Here is an 18910-nt window from a genome sequence, read left to right as displayed (position 1 = left end):
GTCATTCACAAAACTGTGGTTTAAATATTCTTCTAAAAATTGATTGTTCTGACTTTGGTTGTCCTAATAAGAATTGCCATTGTGAGCAAACCATAAGTTTTTTTGTATTGAGCAATCAATCAATATCCTTGATACAGTGATTGTAAGCGTTCAGTTGACAACAATGGTCGTAAGTCACTGGTTGTCAGTCTAGACCTGCAAAAGAGGTTATCTATTATTTTATAAGTAAAGCATTTATTACAAGGATAGTTTTTTGATAATTTATAACGGTACTTCAGGCTAGCGGGGCGTACTTGGCAAACAAAATAAATATTCAAGTTTCAGTCATCTTATTTCGCAACAAAGTTAAACGCCTTTTTGGGCACATCTTAGGCGTTAATACTAATATTTATCGTTAATACTAATGCTTATACGTTGAGGCGAATAGGGACTAACATAGCTACTAAGCTATAGGTAGGATATCGTCGCTACCAGTTAAATCTGTTTGACCGCCAATAGTTTTTTTAAACTAATTTAGTAAGTCAGCTATTCATTATCAGTTCAAACTACTCTTACTTGCTCAATAGCGCGACCTTAGCTGATGAATAAACAAAGGATTGTAGGTCCTAATTTAAACATAAGTTATTATTTAAGCTGTCGTTATGCGCGTATTAAGTAAATGGTATTTGGTTTATTAGCAAATATCTTGCTTTAAAATCGGATGAGACGCGTAACATTACCGCCACCCGTGCTCAACATGCTAAACTATAACAAATCTTTGTGTAAATACCTAACTAAAAATGACGAATTCTACAATGACCGATGATAAACCTAACCATGAAGCCCCTGTGATATTCAATAGCAAAACCCGTCCGCAAAGCGCTGACGACGAAATTGGTAATTTTGGTAAGGTTAATTACTTAGAAGTCACTCGCCATCAGCACGATCAGCGTTTAGATAACTTTTTGCTGAACCGTCTAAAAGGTCTGCCAAAAGCGCATATCTATAAGATGATTCGCTCCGATGAGGTACGCGTCAATAATAAGCGCTGCAAAGCTCATGATCGGCTGCAGCGCGAGGATGTGGTGCGTATTGCACCGGTACAGCTCGCTACTCGTGATAAGCCTATTATCAGTACTGAGTTTGCTGAAAGTCTGCTTGAGCGCGTGGTCTATGAGGATGAGGGCCTAATGGTATTAAATAAGCCCTCAGGCATCGCTGTCCATGGCGGCAGTGGCCTTGACTTTGGCGTAATCGAAGCCATGCGCGAGGTCACTGGCAAAAAATACTTGGAGCTGATCCACCGCATTGACAAAGATACCTCTGGGCTGCTAATGATCTCCAAAAAACGCTCAACACTCAAGACCTTGCAGCAGCATTTGGTCGATAAAACCATTCAAAAGCATTATCTGTGTATTGCCAAAGGTCAGCCAGTGATGAGCGAGCAGCGTATTGACGCGCCTCTACTGCGCTATACGGTAGCTAACGGTGAGCGCCGCGTCAAAGTCGAGACACAAGATGAGCAAGCCAAAGACAGCCAGACCGATATTATCGTCCATAGCCGCTTCACTATTAATGAGCAGCCCGTCAGCTTAATAGAAGCTAAGCCGCTAACGGGACGTACCCATCAGATACGCGTACATTTAGCACATATTGGTCACGCCATTTTAGGCGATGATAAATACCATGTGCATGATAAATCTGGCGTCCACCGCCTCTGCTTGCATGCCTGGCGTTTGGATATTCCTGGCTATAAGATGATTACCGCGCCATTACCGGAAGATATGGCGGACTGGCTCCCTGAGCAAACTGAGCTGCCAGAATAAACCTAGCTATCCGATTGATTATAGCTGTGAGAAGCAAGTTAAAATAAAGGCCAATTTATGACCCAAGCCACTATTGAGCGTAGTGTTCCCATCAATGACTTACGCCCTGAGCATCATTTAGCCCATAAAGCGCTGATTATCTTTGATTGGGATGGGACGTTAATGGATTCAATCGGGCTGATCGTCGAAACCATGCACATCGCAGGCGAGGCGCACGGTTTTATTACTAACGATAAAGCTATCAAAGATATCATAGGCCTAAGTCTACTAAGCGGTATTGAGATACTCTACCCGCAGGCAAGCGCAGAGCAGCAGTTGTCTATTCAGCAAAGTTATGCCGATTATTATATTGCTAATAGCCCGCGTACGCCGTTTTTTGCGCCGATAGAAGCCATGTTAAAGAATCTAAAGTCTCAAGGTAAACAGCTTGCGGTCGCGACAGGTAAAAACCGTCGCGGGCTTGATCGGGTGATATCAGCCTCTGCTAGTCGTGAGTATTTTATAATGACCCGCTGCGCCGATGAAGCAGGCTCGAAACCTGATCCGCAGATGCTTCATGATATTTTAAATTTTAGCAAACAGCCGGTCAGTCGTGCGGTTTATATTGGCGATAGTATCTATGATATCCAAATGGCAAATCGTCTAGGAATGACGAGCATCGCTGTCAATTACGGCACTGCAACTCATGCAGAGCTTGCCGCGCAGCAGCCCACTTATCAGGTGCAGACTCCTGAAGCATTAGCCGAGTTACTGTCTTGTTAGCAAAAGTATAGCAAACGGACCCTAAAAAAACAGGCTACCTCATCTTCAATAAGGTAGCCTGTTTTTTTGCTCAATGAACAGTATTTAAATAAGCAGGTTCATCGGTTACTCATTTTAGTGCTCATTATTATTACTGACAGAGCTGTTCATTTCAACCTCATCGGAATGTGTTACAACCGTTTCGCTAGCTTGCTGCTGTAACATACCGTCTGCGTCAAGCTTGTAGTCGTACCAATGCCCCATCACTCCAGCTAGCTCCTCTAACCCTTCTTTTCTGAGCGCTGAAAACAGCTGAATGCTGCAATTTAGGCCGATCTTTTTAAGATGCTTACGCATATTTAGCAGCGCATTTTTGGAAGCGCCGTATTTAAGTTTATCTGCTTTAGTTAGCAAGATATGTACGGGCAGCTCGCCTTCTTTTGCCCAGTGCAGCATTTGCTCATCAAAGAACTTCAAAGGATGACGGATATCTGTCAATAGCACGAGCCCCGCAAGGCTCTCACGCGAGACCAGATATTCTTCTAGCTCTACTTGCCATTCTTTTTTCATCTCCAGCGGTACAGCCGCATAGCCATAACCTGGCAAATCTACCAAGCGTCTATCGGTGTCGCCGATTTTGAAAAAGTTAATCATCTGCGTGCGCCCTGGAGTCTTGGAAGAGCGGGCAAGCTGACGCTGATTGGTCAAAGCATTGATAGCGGATGATTTACCAGCGTTTGAGCGCCCTGCAAATGCAATCTCCAACCCAGCATCAGGCGGGCAGAGGCGAAAAGTAGGCGCTGAGGTCATAAACTCAGTTTGCTGAATACGTTGACGCGATTTGGTATTGAATGCGGCGTGCTCACTAGCAACGTCGCTGTAAGGGGTGCTCATAACGGACTCATTATTGAAATAATTAATAAAGGCATTATATCAATAACAGCCCAACATTAAAGCAAATAGGCACTTAAGATTGCTCAAAGCGCGTGAATTAATTAATGGCACTAAATGTTGAGCTATACGATGGCTTGCTGCTTTTCCTCCTATACCTGTACCATAATTAAACAGGAGGAAACTATATTAATATGACATACATTGTTACAATACTAGCAAGTGCAGTTGCAAAACAACCAATCCACCAAAGGAGGTGTCTTATGCGTTCATTACTGAAAACGGTTGCAAACACCAGTCGTACTTTGGGCGGTAGTGTCGCTGCGGTGATGCTAAGTAGCATGCTGATGAGCAGTCCTGCTGTGGCTGATATTGCCACTACTTATGATAACTCGTGTGCAGCCTGCCATGATAGCGGTGCGCTAGGTGCTTTAAAAAAAGGCGATAGTGCGGCCTGGGCAAAGCTGAAACAGCAAAAAGGGATGCCAGCCTTAGTTAGCTCAGTAAAAAACGGTATGATTCAGATGCCAGCGGGCGGCTTATGCGATGAGTGTAATGATGATGACTATCGTAAATTAATTGATTACATGAGTAAATAAGGGTTAATTAATGCCTTGTTGTTGGCTTTTTAGGGGGCTAATCTCATGATAAAAACCCTTAGGTATGATGATTAAGTAGGCAAATCCATCAAAGTCTTGCTATAATAATCGCAAATAAACCCTGATGTTAGTAAGTACTTCTGGGCGGCTTGTAATTGAGACCTAAAGAGGCAAGTCACTGTGCTAATAAATAGCATAGTGATAATTGTGCGTCAGATGTCTGTATGTGTCAGATATCTGGCTCCTTCATATTACAAATACTCCAAGCAATGCTTACGCCGAGTTAGTAGGATTCGTATCAATGAAAAAGTTAATCGCTGCCGCCAGCTTATGTGTTGCAAGTTACAGCGTCCAAGCTGCTATTATCGTTCCTGAATATGACGCTAATGCCGGTAAACAAATCGCTGAAACAGTGTGTGCTGCCTGTCACGGTGTCGATGGAGTGAGTGTCGTACCTGCGCAAGCTAACATAGGTGGTCAGAATGTCAAATATCTCTATAAACAACTGGTCAACTTCAAATCAGGTTACCGAGTCAATGGTATTATGCAGTCACAAGTGGCGAACTTGTCACAGCAAGATCTGGCTAACGTAGCAGGTTACTATTCTGAACAACCAGTTTGGGGCGTAGGGTTTGCTAATCCGGCTACTAACCAAGAAGCGACGAAGCTATTCTTAGGTGGTGATAAGTCGCGCGGCGTTATTGGCTGTGCCGGTTGTCATGGTCCTGATGGCGCTGGTAATACTTGGGCCGCTTTTCCGCGTCTAGGCGGGCAACACGCTGAGTATATCTCCAATCAGCTCAAACTGTTCCGTGCTGCTGGTCGTGAAGACGATGTGACCGGTGATGATCAAAAGCGTTATAATGATGCGGATAAAGAAGGCGAAAAAGGCATGATGCAGATGGTATCATCAAGACTATCAGATCGTGATATTCGCATTTTGTCAGACTACATTAGCGCTCTTCATTAAGATTGTTTAGTAGATAGACTGAGTGGATCGCTTACTTTAAATAATAATTGTCAAATGATTAAACCCCGTTTTCGGGGTTTTTTTATAGCTGTATGACCTTTACTATTGTTTAGATGATACCGTTTAAAGGTAAGCGGATTTTTTGTATTATTACTAGGGTCTATTGAACACTCTACCGTGGTACTGACAGTGCCGTCTAATGAATGTTTAACCCGCCCTAACCTTAGATTAGTTTGGATTGAGATTATGATGAGCCGCTATGCTTCTTATTTTATAGCAGCATTACTGCCGCTATTGCTTTTTCGTTGGTTTGCACCGGACTTAGTAGGACAGATTGATTTTTGGCTACTGTGGTTACTGGCGATGGTATTGGTATCGTTACCGGTGGTGTATGCTGAGATTGCCTTAGCCTACCGCAGTGTCGAGGCGCCATTAGCCGGTATGCAAAAGCTGACTCGTGAAGCGGATGCTAGCCCAGTGTGGCGTAGCTTTGGCTGGCTGGCAGCAGGAGTGACTATCGTCATCGCCGCGCTCGTCATATCAGGAGCAAGTAGCGGCGTTTTGGCAGCATTGACGGAGCTAAATAGTGCTCCTAATCTACCCCATTTTGCAGTAGCAGGCGGCTTAGTCGTCATTGTAGTATTACTGAGCTTGCTTGCAGCAACCACTTTACCTATTGGCTTAGGGCTTATTATCCTAGGGTTATTGTTAGGATTTGCTAACGGCTTACCGAGCATTGATTTTGCTATGACTAATATTACGCTAAGCGAGTGGGCACGAGCTGTCGCTTTGGCTTTAGTCAGCGTCGGCGCAGGTACAGGGCTATATTGGTTTGCACAGCACTTAGTGAGTAAAGAGTCTATAACCGCGGTATCTAGCGATCAGCAAAGCAATTCATTCACTAATACTTCAGCTTCTAGCCTCTCTATTGGTAGCACATCAGCTAAGCTACCGGCAACGAAGCGAGTGTTACCGATTTGGATATTGCAGTTAGTGGTCGGGGTCATCGCTTTATTAACGAGTGCCTTAACTTTACCACCTATAGGTCAGTTGTCTTATTGGTTTGGGGTATTGTTTGTCGCCAGCTATTTGCTACATTATAGTACTCAGCAATTGGCGCATAAGTTTGGCTTGCTAGTCAGCTTAGTGCTCGCTTTCATATTAGTCGCGATCTTAGCCGTAGCAGTACCGACTATATGGCTAGTGGGATTACTAGTCATAATAAGCAGTATCGCGGTACTGTTCTTATCTATCTTTGCCGGCTGGCAGATGAAGATTAGCCATTTACGTAAGGCTTTGAATTTTAGTAGCGAAGCCCTATACAACCTTTGGCGTATAGCGATACGTTTAGTGGTGCCGCTAGCGATGGTATTGGCCTTTTTCGGTTGGCTACTGTCGTGGTCAAGCTGATGGATAAGATAGAAGTAGAGGAGGTCACGGCTAGTACGAGAGCCTCGATGCAGACCTCTATGATCACTGTATATTTGGCGTATGCCGAAACCGCGCAGCGCCAGCATTATAAATCGCTAGCTGTAAACATAGGCACGACGCTATATGAGGCGCTAGCACAAGCAGGGTGGCTCTCGCAGTTTGAGGAGTTGGCAGTGTGGTGTGAGCAGATGGCGGATATAGAGGTGCCAAAAGCCAAGCTCTGGCACGTCGGCGTTTACGCGCAAAAACAGCCTTTAAACTATCAGTTGCAAGCCAGCGATCGCATCGAGGTCTATCGCAGCTTAAACGCTGATCCTATGTCTCAGCGTAAAAGCAAAAGCGTCGTGAAGTCCTCTAATTAAGAGGTGGGTAAAGAATCAATACCTTCGATACGAGTAACGATACCTTGTTCGTCAAAATAAACGATTAGATGCTGACTGGCATTTTTGACATCAGCAATGCCTTTACGCTTGCCTTCAGTGCCGGCCTGATAGTCATAAATATAATCCCAACGATTGGGCGCGAGGGTGTCTCTAATAGCAGGACTGCCCAAGATATAGAGCACTTGGTTCTGATTCATACCCACTTGCAGTTTTTGCGCTTGCGTTTGGGTTATAGGAGTTCCTTGTGGCAAGTCGATCGTATAGACGCTAAATAACGAGCAACCAGATAAGGCGACGCTAGCGCCCAAGGTTAATGTCAGTAGTCCTTTACGCAAAAAGGTTTTTGGTAAAGAAGCTTTGCCAGAAGATAAAAGATTTGGAGTACGGAGAACTAATGACTTTATCATGGTAAGATGACTCATAAAAAATGGGTGGGGCACGGTGCATCGCCATTATGGCGACTCTAGCCGGCAATCTTGAACAAATGATACGTCATTTACTTGCAATTGCCTACCACTTACGACATTATTTACGCAGTGCTTGAGGTTGCTTTTAATGATTTATAGTGTAGATTCATAGACTTGCGTTAGGGTTGCTAGATAATGCTAGCAACTGATAACCGCATTATTTCGGCTTTAAAACTTGTCAGTATAAGGCTAATTACCTTTAATAATGATTTCTTTATTCTTATTTGTTAAGACTTAACAGTCAGAAGGGATATTATGACGATTACCAATCAAGAATTACGTAAAGCGGGGTTAAAAGTAACCTTACCGCGTGTCAAAATATTAGAGCTGCTTGAGCAGGCAGAACGTCACCATATGAGCGCAGAAGAGGTCTATAAAGCGCTGATTGAGCAAGGGGAAGACGTTGGGCTAGCGACCGTGTACCGAGTGCTGACTCAATTTGAGCAAGCCGGTATTGTTGAGCGCCATAATTTTGAAAACAACTTATCGGTGTTTGAGATTACTCAAGAGGAGCATCACGATCACCTGGTTTGCGACATCTGTGGCAAAATCGTTGAGTTTCATAATGAGATCATCGAAGAAGAGCAGCTTAAAGTGGCTAAAGAGTATGGCTTCAAGCTATCAGGTCACTCCTTAGTGTTGTACGGCATTTGTGATAATCAAGAATGCCAAGACAACGCTAGATAAGTCATACTTTTATACAAAAAAAGCAGCTTCTCTTTTTAGTAGCTTATTTCAAAAGAGTAAGCTGCTTTTTTTGTGTTCATTAAATAAAATTAACCGTTATTCAAAGATAAGCTATCACTGTTATCCGTAAAGCTGCGTTTATTGTTTTTACTATTGAGTTTGATCTGTAGGCGCAAATCATTCGGGGAGTCGGCGTGCTTAATCGCTTCTTGGTACTCTATTTCCCCGTTTTCGTATAAGTCAAATAGCGCCTGATCAAAAGTCTGCATGCCGCTATCACGCGAACGAGTCATGACATTTTTTATTTCATGAATCTCACCCTTACGAATGTAATCGCTGATTAATTGCGAGTTTAAGAGAATCTCAATAGCCGCGCGCCGACCTTCACCATCAGCAGTCGGAATGAGCTGCTGAGCGACAATCGCTTGCAGGTTCAGGGATAGATCCATAAAGGTCTGGGTATGGCGATTGCTTTCAAAAAAGTGAATAATACGATCGATAGCTTGGTTAGCATTATTAGCATGCAAAGTGGCAAATACTAAATGGCCGGTCTCAGCATACTGGATGGCGTAGCTCATCACCGTTGGGTTACGAATCTCACCGATCAAAATGACGTCTGGCGCTTGGCGTAGAGTGTTTTTCAGGCCAGCTTCAAAGGACTGCGTGTCGATACCCACTTCACGCTGAGTAATAATACACCCTTGGTGTTCGTGGACAAACTCAATAGGGTCTTCAACTGTGATAATGTGGCCGTGCGAGTGTCTATTACGATGGCCTATCATCGCTGCTAGAGTAGTGGATTTGCCGGTACCGGTAGCGCCTACCAATAAGATAATACCGCGTTTCTTCATAGCCAACTCTTTTAAAGAGTCGGGGAGACCCAGCTCTTCAACGGTTGGAATCTTACTTTCAATCTTACGCAGAACCATGCCAGCCATATCACGTTGCACAAAGGCGCTGACCCGAAAGCGAGCTTGCTGTGCTTCATCGGTAATGGCAAATTGACACTCGTTCGTGCTCTCAAACTCTTGTTGCTGATTGCCCGTCATCACGCTTTTGACGAGTTTCATGGTCTGTTCACCATTGAGCGGTGTTTTACCAATCGGAAAAATCTGACCATTGACCTTCATTGAAGGCGCGACATCAGCGGTAATAAAGAGATCAGAACCATTTTTTGCAATCATTAATTGCAGCAGTTTCTCGAAGTCCATGGTTTTCCTAAACTATAATGATGAAATGATAAAATTAAAAAATCTCTACGTTTAAAAAGCTTTATAAATCCTTTCCCAAGCTTTGTTACTGGCTAATTTAGCAAAACGCTATTCATCTTTAACTTACTATAAAAAAGTCTCAGGCTGCTTGGCATAAGGGCGCGCCACCTCTCGCGATACCGTACCTCGGCTGACCAAGTTCTTTAAGGTTTGGTCGAGGGTAATCATACCGTCGCCGGCACTCGTCTGAATCGATGAGTACATCTGAGCGATTTTATTTTCGCGAATCAAGTTACGAATAGCAGGGGTGCCGAGCATAATTTCATGAGCAGCGATACGGCCACCGGTCTTACGGCGTAATAAGGTTTGTGAGATAACCGCTTGCAGAGACTCTGAGAGCATAGCGCGAATCATGTCTTTCTCGGCAGCCGGAAAGACGTCAATAACGCGGTCAATGGTTTTAGCCGCTGAGCTGGTATGCAAGGTGCCAAACACTAAATGCCCCGTTTCAGCAGCGGTAAGCGCCAGCCGAATAGTCTCAAGATCACGTAACTCACCAACTAGAATGACGTCGGGATCTTCACGCAAGGCTGAGCGTAGTGCTGGCTCGAAACCTAACGTATCGCGGTGCACTTCGCGCTGATTAATTAAGCTCTTTTTGGACTGATGCACAAACTCGATAGGATCCTCGATAGTCAAGATATGCTCTTTACGCGTCTCATTGATATAATCGATCATAGCCGCTAGAGTCGTTGATTTACCAGAACCTGTCGGGCCAGTAACCAAAACAATACCGCGCTTAAAGTCGGACACTTTTTTGAAGATATCTCCCATTCCTAAATCTTCTAGAGTCAAAACGGTTGAGGGAATCGTCCGAAACACTGCACCTGCGCCGCGATCTTGATTAAAAGCGTTGACCCGAAAGCGCGCTAAGTTCGGTATGGCAAAAGAAAAATCCGTCTCAAAAAACTCTTCAAAATCTGCGCGCTGCTTATCATTCATAATGTCATAAATAAGCTGATGCACGACTTGATGGCTCATCGCTGGCATGTTGATACGGGTCATCTCGCCATCTACTCGAATCATCGCCGGCATTCCTGCTGAGATATGTAGATCAGACGCTTTATGCTTGACGGTGAACTGCAATAAGTCTTCGATACTTATAGCGTTTTTTTCAGTCATAGTGGGGCTTTCCTAGTGATCATTTCTTGGCAATCAGTTATTCATGACCAGTACAGTTGAGATAAGCGAATCATGCGCTTACGTTAATTCATGTAACAATATAATAACAAGACTGGGCTTATATGACCATCTGCTATATAAATAAAATGCAAAAATAGACTAAGTCGACATTTTTAGTCTATGACGCGAACAAATACTTCTAAAAAATATCTAAAATAACTGAGTCATTTATGAATACTGAAAATAGGGCTACTGATAAACTGATAAGCAACTGGCGACAAGTCAATGCAGAGGTACAAGAGGCGTGCAAGCAAAGCCATCGCCGTATAGATGATGTTCAGCTGCTAGCGGTTTCTAAGACTAAACCTGTAGAGATGATAAGCGCTTTAGCGGAGAGGGGTCAGCGCGATTTTGGCGAGAACTATCTACAAGAAGCACTGGAGAAAATTACTCAACTGCGAGAATTCGCCGCGACGCAAGATATTGTCTGGCATTACATCGGTAGTATTCAGCGTAATAAGACCCGCGATATCGCCGAGCATTTTGATTGGGTGCAAACGCTTGAGCGCGACATTATCGCCAAGCGCTTAAATGATCAGCGCCCAGATAATATGCCAGCACTCAACGTCCTCATTCAGCTCAATATTGATGATGAAGACAGCAAATCTGGCTGCACGCCTGAGCAATTACCAGAGCTGATAGAGACTGTTAAAGGCTATGAGCGCTTACAATTACGTGGTCTGATGATTATCCCTGCCAAAGCGGACACCGATGCCTTTGCTCGTACACAGCAGCTGTTCGATGAGGTGCAGCAAGCTCATCCAGAGCTGACCTCATGGGATACCCTTAGCATGGGCATGAGCGCCGATATGACGGAGGCGATAGCGCATGGCTCAACGATGGTACGCGTTGGTAGCGCTATTTTTGGCGCCCGTGATTAAGGTCTTTAAGTTGAAGTATCGTCATCAAGCATCCTCATCGAACTTAGTGACTAATAGTTGATTAATCTTTAAGTGCTGTGTTGCCAAAATCTCAAAGCGATAATTGGCGTATTCGATTGTATCGGTCTTTTTGGGGATTTTGCGTAGCATATACATCATAAAGCCGCTGATGGTTTCGTAGTTTTGACTGTGCGGTAAATTGACAATACCCAAAGCCCGAATCACATCTTCAATCGGTGTCATCCCATCGATGAGCCATGAGTTATCAGTGCGCTGCACGATAGGCTGCTCTTCAAGGGTCACCAGCTCACCCATTACGATACTCATGACATCTTTGAGGGTAATCACGCCAACGACGAGCGCATATTCATTTACGATAACTGCAAAGTCAGCGCCGGTCGATTTAAAGGTCTCTAGTACCTCAAATAGTGATAAGGTATTAGGCACATACAGCGCCGGCTTTATCAGCGCCTTATCCAGCAAGCAGACTTCTTGCTGCTCTAGCACAGCAGCCAAAAAGGTACGCGATTCTACATAGCCAACAATATGCTCTAAATCATCATCCTTACAGACCAAAAACTTATTGTGTGGCTGCTTAATCATCACGCTAACGACTTCTTCGGTGCTAGTAGTGGTGTCGAAATAGACAATGTGCTCGCGCGGATTCATCACTGAGGTGACGGTACGCTCTTGCATCTCAAAGATATTCTCGATTAAGTGGTGCTCTTGCCGCTTGATAACACCAGCCTCTGCTCCTGCATCCATTACCGCATAGATATCCTCAGAAGTCATTTCATCTTGACGTATAGTTGACACTCCCATGAGCTTAAAAAGCGAGTTTGCTGCGCCATCGAACACCCAAATAATAGGTTTGAAAATAAAAATCAAAAATATCATCGGCCGGACCATTTTCACCGCGATAGCTTCAGAGTTGGACATAGCCAAACGCTTGGGCATTAGATCGGCAAAGAGGACAAACACGCTCGTCACGACTATGAAAGACACGACAGAAGCGGCTGTTTCATTGCCGAATAAATGTTGTAGATAAGGACTAACGGCTGACTCTCCAATAACCCCGGCTAGGATAGCCACTGCGTTTAGTGCGACTTGTACAACGGTGATAAAGCTACCGGGCTGCTCTTGCATAGCCAGCACGTCAAGGGCGCGTACTTCACCTTCTTTGGCCATGACTTGTAGCTTGATCTTACGGGCGGAGGCCAGCGCCAACTCCGAGCTTGAGACAATAGCGCTCAGCGCAATTAGGATAAAGATAAACACACTAGCAGTTAGCAAGCTCATGACGTACTCGGATATAAAAGAGAAAACAATGATAATAAGAGGGAGGTAAATAAGAACTAAATAAAAAATTATCGATAAAAACTAAAAAAGCTGGGCAAGCACCCAGCTAATGATAAAAGTGAGACGACTATTTTTTAAAAGTGCGCTTAGCCCTTGATAGACCATTTATTGACCAGCGGATAGCGGCGTTCACGGCCAAAGGCTTTATGACTAATCTTGGTACCGATTGGCGCTTGCAGACGCTTGTATTCGCTATTGTCTACCATTTTGATGGTTTTGGCGACTAGCTCTGCCTCAAAGCCTTTATCGATGATTTCTTGATAGCCCATATCTTCATCAATATAAAGTGTCAAGATAGCATCTAAAGTATCGTAGTCCGGCAAGCTATCTTGATCTTTTTGATCAGGACGCAGCTCAGCCGATGGCGGACGCGTAATGACGCGCTCAGGAATAACGGGCGTGTCCTCCAAGCGATTGCGATAACTGGCTAAGTCATAAACCTGTGATTTGTAGACATCTTTTAGCACATCAAAGCCGCCCGCCATATCGCCATACAAGGTTGAGTAGCCTACTGCCAGCTCAGACTTATTACCTGTGGTAATCACTAAATGACCGAACTTATTGGATAGAGCCATCAAGATAACGCCGCGAGCGCGAGCTTGGATGTTCTCTTCGGTAGTATCAGCCGGTGACTTATTGAATAGAGGCGCTAAAGTGTGGCGAATACCTTCAACGGCATCGAAGATCGGGCAGACGGTATAAGAGACATTCAAGCGGCGAGCTTGCGCTTGCGCGTCTTCCAAGCTGATCTTTGAGGTGTACTCATAAGGCATCATCACCGCATAGACTTTGTCAGCACCTAAGGCATCAACGGCGATACATAAGGTCAACGCTGAGTCGATACCGCCTGATAAGCCAATAATCACGCCAGTGAATCCTGAATGATTGACATAATCGCGTAGACCGACGACTAAGGCTTGATACATCTCAGACTCACGGCTAAGGCTCAACGGAGCTTTTTGCTGCGTGTTAAATGTAGCAGTATTGACATTCAAACTAGCTAGCAAGAGCTGATCCATAAATCTTGGCGCTTCGTGAGCGATAGTGCCATCGGCTTGCACCGCCATCGAGCCGCCATCAAAGACCAAATCATCTTGGCCGCCGACAGCATTGAGATACAGAATCGGTAACTGTTGCTCGCTGCTGCGCTTAGCTAGCATGGCTTTACGGTTATCTTGCTTATCAAGCTCAAAAGGCGAAGCATTGAGACTAATGACCAGATCAGCACCTTGTTTTTTGAGATCGCTGATAGGCGCTTTTTCCCATAAGTCTTCACAGATTAGCAGGCCAATAGTGAGACCTTTATAGTCAAACAAAACCTGGTTACGGCCTTTATCGAAGTAACGGCGCTCATCAAATACACCATAATTTGGCAGGATTTGCTTGTGATAAAAGCCTTTTTGGTGACCATTATGCAAGATAGCTGCTGAGTTAAAAGTGCCATGATGATCGACATGAGGGTAGCCCACGATCATTACGATGTTTTCAATATCACTGAGCGCCGATAAAGCGTTTTTGACTCGGCCTGAGAGGCTAGGACGCAATAATAAGTCTTGCGGCGGATAGCCAAGCAATGCTAATTCTGGAAAAACGATGACATCCGCGCCTTGTTCGCGAGCCTCGATAGCCAGTTTGCGCATTTTATCGGTATTGGCATTGATATCGCCGACCAAAAAATGCGATTGTGCTAACGCAAAAGTGACACTGTCAGCGGCATTATTGGTGACTGTATCAGCATTCGCAGGAGTATTATTAACTCTACTTTTATCAGCAGAATTTGTGTTGTTGTCTTTTGACATTGTTATTTTCCTATAGATATATTATCTGAGTAGTGAGTTGTTATAAGTCGAGCAAAATAAAGTAAATAAATTCTTATTTTTTTGAGTAGCACTTAAGGTTAGGGCTGTTATTTATCAGTAAAACTGCTAAGCTAAAATAGTTAAAAATAAACCTTAGCAATCTAAAATACTAGATCCAAATACAGAATAAATCCTAGCCACAATATTTAAAAACTATCTTATCGAGTAGTAATTTGATAGCGGTTAAAACACGAGCACAATGCCTTTAGTATAACATCAATTGCCAAGCCTACGAGAATGCTGCGGTCATTTAGCTCAGTAAGTGACTGGCTAGTATTCATAATAAGGGTAATGAATTGAGTCAGGTTTATTGACTAGTTGGGCTTATTACCAGAGAGTGGTCCTTCATTAAAAACGCGGCTTATCTTTAGCCTTGAGCAACCTTAGGCATAAAATTGTAAGTAAAAATTACAACATACTATTACTGTTCTATAAAGGGTTGCTGCATAATGGCTATCGACGATTGGGCTTGTACTCCTTCTTGCTGTGACTAAAAGGATTTAGCTTTAAGCAAGTAAAACTAGTTTATTAGGATTCTATCTTTGATTACGAATGATAGTCGATTCTAAATAAAACAGATACATTATATTTCAACGCGAAACTGGTACAAATTTTCCTGGCGTGCTGTGCCTGCACAGACAGAGGCTGCGTAAAATTCATCTCAGTCCCGCTTTATCGTTTTTATACTGAACTTACTATATCTATTAATAATCACTCTATTTATAGTATCTTCAAGTTGCACTTTGTCTGAAATAGCGCTAGTGGATTCATTAATAACTATCAGTAGTGCTTACGCGTGAAAAAGCAAATACGGCTGATTGAGTCAGTCTTTACGAGCGCCATCCGTTTTAGCGGCGCCATATCGTTATATTTATACACTCTACGATAAAAATCTCGCGGTTTTTATGGTGCCTTCTTGGTTGATAGCTATGATTGAAAACTGGACAAAAGAGTTTATTATTCAGCGCTTGCTGGCTATAACGCTGCTAGTGGTATTGTTTATTTTATGCTTTCAGGTGATACAGTTTTTTATTATACCAGCGCTATGGGCGGCCATTTTAGCTTACGTTACTTTTCCTATTTATAAGTTTTTTAATGAAAAGGCTCAGTTCAGCTCAGGGGTCAGCGCCGGCATTATGACGGTTAGCATCAGCTTGATTATAGGCGTGCCTTTGCTTGTTGGGGTGTTTATCTTGCAGCAAGAAGCGGTCAGCTTATATAGCAACATCATCTACCGCGTGAAGGCAGGTTATCTAGATGTGCCAGACGCGATCAAAGACTTACCGGTGATTGGTCAGCAGATTAGAGATATTCTTTGGAGTATCAATAAAGATCCTGAGAGCGCGCTTGAAGCGTTCCGGACCTGGATACAGTCGCATTTGTACTATGGTAAAGTGGCATTTGATGTAGTGTTCAGTAGTTTAGCAAAGCTTGGTATGGCATTGATGACACTGTTTTTCTTCTACCGCGATGGTAATAGCCTGATGCGCCAGATCAGACAGGCGCTGCGTAATATCATCGGTAATCGTATCGATGGATATATCGACTCTGTCGGTACCACGACGCAGGCGGTAGTCTATGGGATTGGCTTAACGGCATTAGCGCAAGCTTTGCTCGCAGGTATCGGCTACTATTTTTCAAACTCTCCTAGTCCTATTTCTTTAACCATTATTACCTTTATCGTGGCTTTGATTCCTTTTGGTACGCCATTTGCTTGGGGAGCAGTGTCTATTTGGCTGTTAAGTCAAGGTCATACCACAGAAGGCATTGGTCTGGCGCTGTGGGGGATATTAGTTATCAGTTGGGTCGATAATTTGATTCGACCTATCGTCATTAGTGGCGCTACTAAGATTCCTTTTATTATTATTTTTATCGGCGTATTAGGCGGTTTGACAGCCTTTGGTTTTGTTGGCCTGTTTATCGGTCCAGTGGTATTAGCTATAGGCCTAGCAGTATGGCGAGAGTGGATATCTAATCATAAAAACGAGATCTTTGCGTCGCAAGATGTGGTACTGTCAGGCGATGGTGTTGTTTCCCTAGCAGATAAGCCGGATAACAGAAGTCAAAGCTAACACTGTAGCCTGGGCACCGCTTAATTGCCAATGGCTTAGAACCTTTTGCCGTAACCTATACCGACTATTTCAAAAGAGGCCTAACCATGCCCAATACTAAAGCCAAGATTGGTACCTTGACTATCATTGCCGATAGTAATATTGCAAGCCTCGATGAGTTTTTTAATGCGCAGACGCTTGGAAAAAACACTCAGCAAGGGGTCAACATTATCCGCGTAGCAGGGCGTGAGATTGATGCGCACTTGCTCGCTGAGCATCAGCCTGAGGTACTATTAATTCGCTCAGTAACGCCCATAAATGAGTCGCTACTAGCAGATAATCATAGCGTAACATTCGTAGGCTCTGCTACTATCGGCACCGATCATGTTGATCAAGCCTATCTGAGCACACGCCATATTCGCTTTGCTAATGCAGCAGGCTCTAGCAAGCATTCAGTCGCCCAATACGTGCTAACCGCGATTTTGACTTTGCGGCCAGAGTACTGGTCACAGAACATAACGCTAGGTATTATCGGCTTAGGTAATATTGGCAAGACGCTGGCGCAATATGCCAATGATTTGGGCTGGCAAGTACTGGGTTATGATCCTTTACTACCGGCCTCGAAGTTCAATAATGCAAGCTTTGAGCAGGTGCTACAAAGTAATGTCGTCAGCTTGCATGTGCCTCTAACGGATAAAGAAGCTAGCGACTATCCTACTTATCATCTAATCGATATGGCAGCTTTGCAGAAAATGCCGGCGGCTACGTTACTGATTAATAGTGCCCGCGGGCCTGTGATAGATGCCGCAGCACTAGCCGCTGATATTGAGCATAGCCATCGGCAAGTGGTGCTCGATGTATTCGAGCATGAGCCGCAAGTGACTGAATCATTACTCGACAAGCTCGCTATCGCCACGCCGCATATCGCCGGTTACAGCCTAGAAGGTAAGCTCCGCGGTACGCAAATGATCTATGACGCTCTATGCGATGCGCTCAAGGTCACACCCTCTCAGTCTATGCACAGTTTGCTTCCTGATAATCTCTATTTATGGTCAGAGCTCAAGACAGATCCTGATAAACTGAGCAAGTTCTACGATATCAAACAAGACGATGAGCAGCTGCGCGCAAAAGTGGCAGATGGGCGGGTGAGTGGTAGTGACTTTGATCAGCTCAGGCGCGACTATCATTTGCGCCGGGAATGGCAGTTATAGACCAAATAAAGTAGCTATAAATAACAGCAAATAGTAACCCGTAAACGCTATTGATGAGCACCTAAAATAGCCGATTAGCAGTAAAGAATAATGAGTATAACCATGTCAGATGATATGCACACTGATAAGTCCACTTATGCCCCAACCATGACTTTAGAGATGGCGCGCAGACGCGGGCAGATGCTAGCGACGATTCGCCAATTTTTCGCTCAGCGTCAAGTGTTAGAAGTGCAGACACCGCTACTCTCACAAGCGGCAAATACTGATACCTTTTTGCAGTCGGTTGCCGCTCGGGTCACTTATCAGGATAAACCGCGGCCCTTTTATTTACACACTTCTCCTGAATTTGCGATGAAGCGCTTGCTTGCTAGCTGGCAAGTGGCGATTTATCAGATCTGTTCGGTGTTTCGGGACAATGAAGTCGGCTCGCGGCACAATATTGAGTTTACGATGCTAGAGTGGTATCAGCCGCATTATAGTTTGAACGATTTGGCTGAAGAGTTAGGCAAGCTGCTAGAAGCGCTGTATGGATATCCGGTCATTATGAATCATTATCGTTACATCGATGCTTTTATGGATCATGTCGGTATTCATCCGCTGAGCGCTAGCCTTGAGGCGCTAAAAGCGGTAGCAGAAGATAAGGGGTTGGCTAACATAGATTTTGCGCCGCCAGAACAACTAGCGGTAGATAGCGCAGAGAGTCGGCAAGGCTGGCTTGATCTGTTATTTAGCCATCTCGTGGAGCCTAAGCTCGGTCATGATTTGCCAACGCTGATTATCGATTATCCACCCGCGACAGCGGCGCTGGCGAAAACAAGTCTCGATAAAGAAGGCAATCTGATTGCCAAACGCTTTGAGCTTTATATCGACGGGATTGAGCTTGCTAATGCTTATGATGAGCTAGCAGATGGGCAGGCTTTAAGGGAACGTTTCGAGGCGGACAATAAGCAGCGCTTAGCCCATGGTTTAGCGCAGATGCCGATAGATGAGTTCTTACTAGCGGCTTGTGATGATTTGCCGCCATGCAGCGGCATAGCGTTAGGAGTAGATAGACTACTGATGGTGATCACTGGCGCGGACAAGCTCTCAGAGGTGATCGCTTTGCCAAGTGGTTTGGCGTAA

17 protein-coding genes are annotated in these 18910 nt (G+C 44.3%); 11 read left to right on the top strand and 6 right to left on the bottom strand.

Going from position 1 to position 18910, the window contains the following annotated elements; translation table 11 throughout:
• Nucleotides 1-794 precede the first annotated feature (794 nt).
• Together ACS8E3_RS00650 and ACS8E3_RS00645 are read left to right on the top strand one after the other, a co-directional pair.
• A complete protein-coding gene (locus ACS8E3_RS00650) occupies nt 795-1805 on the top strand; it encodes an RluA family pseudouridine synthase (RefSeq protein ID WP_439240162.1) in 1011 nt (336 codons plus the stop codon).
• Between the two features lie 57 nt (nt 1806-1862).
• Entirely contained in the window at nt 1863-2567 is a 705-nt protein-coding gene (locus tag ACS8E3_RS00645; RefSeq protein WP_439240160.1) for an HAD-IA family hydrolase, read from the top strand.
• Nucleotides 2568-2681: 114 nt separating this feature from the next.
• On the opposite strand, the gene yihA is transcribed toward ACS8E3_RS00645, so the two are convergent.
• A complete protein-coding gene (gene yihA, locus ACS8E3_RS00640) occupies nt 2682-3440 on the bottom strand; it encodes a ribosome biogenesis GTP-binding protein YihA/YsxC (protein ID WP_439240157.1) in 759 nt (252 codons plus the stop codon).
• 260 nt (nt 3441-3700) lie between these two features.
• Here yihA and ACS8E3_RS00635 point away from each other — a divergent pair, with 260 nt between their 5' ends.
• From ACS8E3_RS00635 to ACS8E3_RS00620, 4 genes are all read left to right on the top strand, one after another.
• Nucleotides 3701-4036, top strand: a complete 336-nt coding sequence (locus ACS8E3_RS00635) for a c-type cytochrome (protein WP_439240155.1) — start codon at nt 3701-3703, stop codon at nt 4034-4036.
• A 301-nt stretch (nt 4037-4337) separates the two neighbouring features.
• The gene (locus tag ACS8E3_RS00630; protein ID WP_439240153.1) at nt 4338-5006 is read left to right on the top strand and encodes a c-type cytochrome; all 669 of its coding nucleotides are present in this window, start codon (nt 4338-4340) and stop codon (nt 5004-5006) included.
• 246 nt (nt 5007-5252) lie between these two features.
• Nucleotides 5253-6416, top strand: a complete 1164-nt coding sequence (locus tag ACS8E3_RS00625; protein ID WP_439240151.1) for a hypothetical protein — start codon at nt 5253-5255, stop codon at nt 6414-6416.
• Complete coding sequence (locus ACS8E3_RS00620; protein WP_439240149.1) at nt 6416-6799, top strand: RnfH family protein; 384 nt, start codon at nt 6416-6418, stop codon at nt 6797-6799. The genes ACS8E3_RS00625 and ACS8E3_RS00620 overlap by 1 nt, the downstream gene beginning before the upstream one ends.
• Here the strand turns inward: ACS8E3_RS00620 and ACS8E3_RS00615 are convergent.
• On the bottom strand, nt 6796-7242 hold the full coding sequence (locus tag ACS8E3_RS00615; RefSeq protein ID WP_439240657.1) for an outer membrane protein assembly factor BamE: 447 nt from the start codon (nt 7240-7242) through the stop codon (nt 6796-6798). The two genes, ACS8E3_RS00620 and ACS8E3_RS00615, sit on opposite strands and share 4 nt — an antisense overlap.
• 300 nt (nt 7243-7542) lie before the next feature.
• Here ACS8E3_RS00615 and fur point away from each other — a divergent pair, with 300 nt between their 5' ends.
• Nucleotides 7543-7974, top strand: coding sequence for a ferric iron uptake transcriptional regulator (gene fur / locus ACS8E3_RS00610; protein WP_439240147.1), 432 nt, complete (start codon nt 7543-7545; stop codon nt 7972-7974).
• An 89-nt stretch (nt 7975-8063) separates the two neighbouring features.
• Here fur and ACS8E3_RS00605 read toward each other — a convergent pair whose 3' ends face one another.
• Together ACS8E3_RS00605 and ACS8E3_RS00600 are read right to left on the bottom strand one after the other, a co-directional pair.
• Nucleotides 8064-9185 carry a PilT/PilU family type 4a pilus ATPase gene (locus tag ACS8E3_RS00605; protein ID WP_439240145.1) on the bottom strand — a complete coding sequence of 374 codons (1122 nt, stop codon included), beginning with the start codon at nt 9183-9185 and terminating at the stop codon, nt 8064-8066.
• A gap of 126 nt (nt 9186-9311) precedes the next feature.
• Nucleotides 9312-10349, bottom strand: a complete 1038-nt coding sequence (locus ACS8E3_RS00600; protein ID WP_439240655.1) for a type IV pilus twitching motility protein PilT — start codon at nt 10347-10349, stop codon at nt 9312-9314.
• 248 nt (nt 10350-10597) lie between these two features.
• Between ACS8E3_RS00600 and ACS8E3_RS00595 the strand changes: the two genes are divergently transcribed.
• Nucleotides 10598-11308 carry a YggS family pyridoxal phosphate-dependent enzyme gene (locus ACS8E3_RS00595; RefSeq protein ID WP_439240143.1) on the top strand — a complete coding sequence of 237 codons (711 nt, stop codon included), beginning with the start codon at nt 10598-10600 and terminating at the stop codon, nt 11306-11308.
• Between the two features lie 24 nt (nt 11309-11332).
• On the opposite strand, the gene paeA is transcribed toward ACS8E3_RS00595, so the two are convergent.
• Both paeA and ACS8E3_RS00585 read right to left on the bottom strand, forming a co-directional pair.
• Nucleotides 11333-12607, bottom strand: coding sequence for a polyamine export protein PaeA (paeA, locus tag ACS8E3_RS00590; RefSeq protein ID WP_439240141.1), 1275 nt, complete (start codon nt 12605-12607; stop codon nt 11333-11335).
• A gap of 146 nt (nt 12608-12753) precedes the next feature.
• Nucleotides 12754-14466 (bottom strand): NAD+ synthase, encoded by a 1713-nt coding sequence (locus ACS8E3_RS00585; protein WP_439240139.1) that lies wholly within the window; start codon nt 14464-14466, stop codon nt 12754-12756.
• Nucleotides 14467-15455: 989 nt separating this feature from the next.
• Here ACS8E3_RS00585 and ACS8E3_RS00580 point away from each other — a divergent pair.
• From ACS8E3_RS00580 to epmA, 3 genes are all read left to right on the top strand, one after another.
• Nucleotides 15456-16598, top strand: a complete 1143-nt coding sequence (locus ACS8E3_RS00580) for an AI-2E family transporter (protein WP_439240137.1) — start codon at nt 15456-15458, stop codon at nt 16596-16598.
• A gap of 86 nt (nt 16599-16684) precedes the next feature.
• Nucleotides 16685-17788, top strand: coding sequence for a 4-phosphoerythronate dehydrogenase (locus ACS8E3_RS00575; RefSeq protein ID WP_439240135.1), 1104 nt, complete (start codon nt 16685-16687; stop codon nt 17786-17788).
• A gap of 102 nt (nt 17789-17890) precedes the next feature.
• The gene (epmA, locus tag ACS8E3_RS00570; RefSeq protein WP_439240133.1) at nt 17891-18910 is read left to right on the top strand and encodes an EF-P lysine aminoacylase EpmA; all 1020 of its coding nucleotides are present in this window, start codon (nt 17891-17893) and stop codon (nt 18908-18910) included.

Origin of the sequence: Psychrobacter sp. 2Y5 (assembly GCF_051847375.1) — a bacterium.
Classification (GTDB): domain Bacteria; phylum Pseudomonadota; class Gammaproteobacteria; order Pseudomonadales; family Moraxellaceae; genus Psychrobacter.
Note: the sequence above shows the minus strand (reverse complement) of the source record. Positions and strands in the feature narration are given on the sequence as shown.

What these genes read in the sequence shown, in the direction of transcription:
- paeA (WP_439240141.1), bottom strand. Translation starts at nt 12,607, where the DNA reads ATGAGCTTGCTAACTGCTAGTGTGTTTATCTTTATCCTAATTGCGCTG.
- ACS8E3_RS00625 (WP_439240151.1), top strand. Translation starts at nt 5,253, where the DNA reads ATGATGAGCCGCTATGCTTCTTATTTTATAGCAGCATTACTGCCGCTA.
- ACS8E3_RS00585 (WP_439240139.1), bottom strand. Translation starts at nt 14,466, where the DNA reads ATGTCAAAAGACAACAACACAAATTCTGCTGATAAAAGTAGAGTTAAT.
- ACS8E3_RS00595 (WP_439240143.1), top strand. Translation starts at nt 10,598, where the DNA reads ATGAATACTGAAAATAGGGCTACTGATAAACTGATAAGCAACTGGCGA.
- ACS8E3_RS00575 (WP_439240135.1), top strand. Translation starts at nt 16,685, where the DNA reads ATGCCCAATACTAAAGCCAAGATTGGTACCTTGACTATCATTGCCGAT.
- yihA (WP_439240157.1), bottom strand. Translation starts at nt 3,440, where the DNA reads ATGAGCACCCCTTACAGCGACGTTGCTAGTGAGCACGCCGCATTCAAT.
- ACS8E3_RS00580 (WP_439240137.1), top strand. Translation starts at nt 15,456, where the DNA reads ATGATTGAAAACTGGACAAAAGAGTTTATTATTCAGCGCTTGCTGGCT.
- ACS8E3_RS00630 (WP_439240153.1), top strand. Translation starts at nt 4,338, where the DNA reads ATGAAAAAGTTAATCGCTGCCGCCAGCTTATGTGTTGCAAGTTACAGC.
- epmA (WP_439240133.1), top strand. Translation starts at nt 17,891, where the DNA reads ATGTCAGATGATATGCACACTGATAAGTCCACTTATGCCCCAACCATG.
- ACS8E3_RS00615 (WP_439240657.1), bottom strand. Translation starts at nt 7,242, where the DNA reads ATGAGTCATCTTACCATGATAAAGTCATTAGTTCTCCGTACTCCAAAT.
- fur (WP_439240147.1), top strand. Translation starts at nt 7,543, where the DNA reads ATGACGATTACCAATCAAGAATTACGTAAAGCGGGGTTAAAAGTAACC.
- ACS8E3_RS00620 (WP_439240149.1), top strand. Translation starts at nt 6,416, where the DNA reads ATGGATAAGATAGAAGTAGAGGAGGTCACGGCTAGTACGAGAGCCTCG.
- ACS8E3_RS00635 (WP_439240155.1), top strand. Translation starts at nt 3,701, where the DNA reads ATGCGTTCATTACTGAAAACGGTTGCAAACACCAGTCGTACTTTGGGC.
- ACS8E3_RS00645 (WP_439240160.1), top strand. Translation starts at nt 1,863, where the DNA reads ATGACCCAAGCCACTATTGAGCGTAGTGTTCCCATCAATGACTTACGC.
- ACS8E3_RS00605 (WP_439240145.1), bottom strand. Translation starts at nt 9,185, where the DNA reads ATGGACTTCGAGAAACTGCTGCAATTAATGATTGCAAAAAATGGTTCT.
- ACS8E3_RS00650 (WP_439240162.1), top strand. Translation starts at nt 795, where the DNA reads ATGACCGATGATAAACCTAACCATGAAGCCCCTGTGATATTCAATAGC.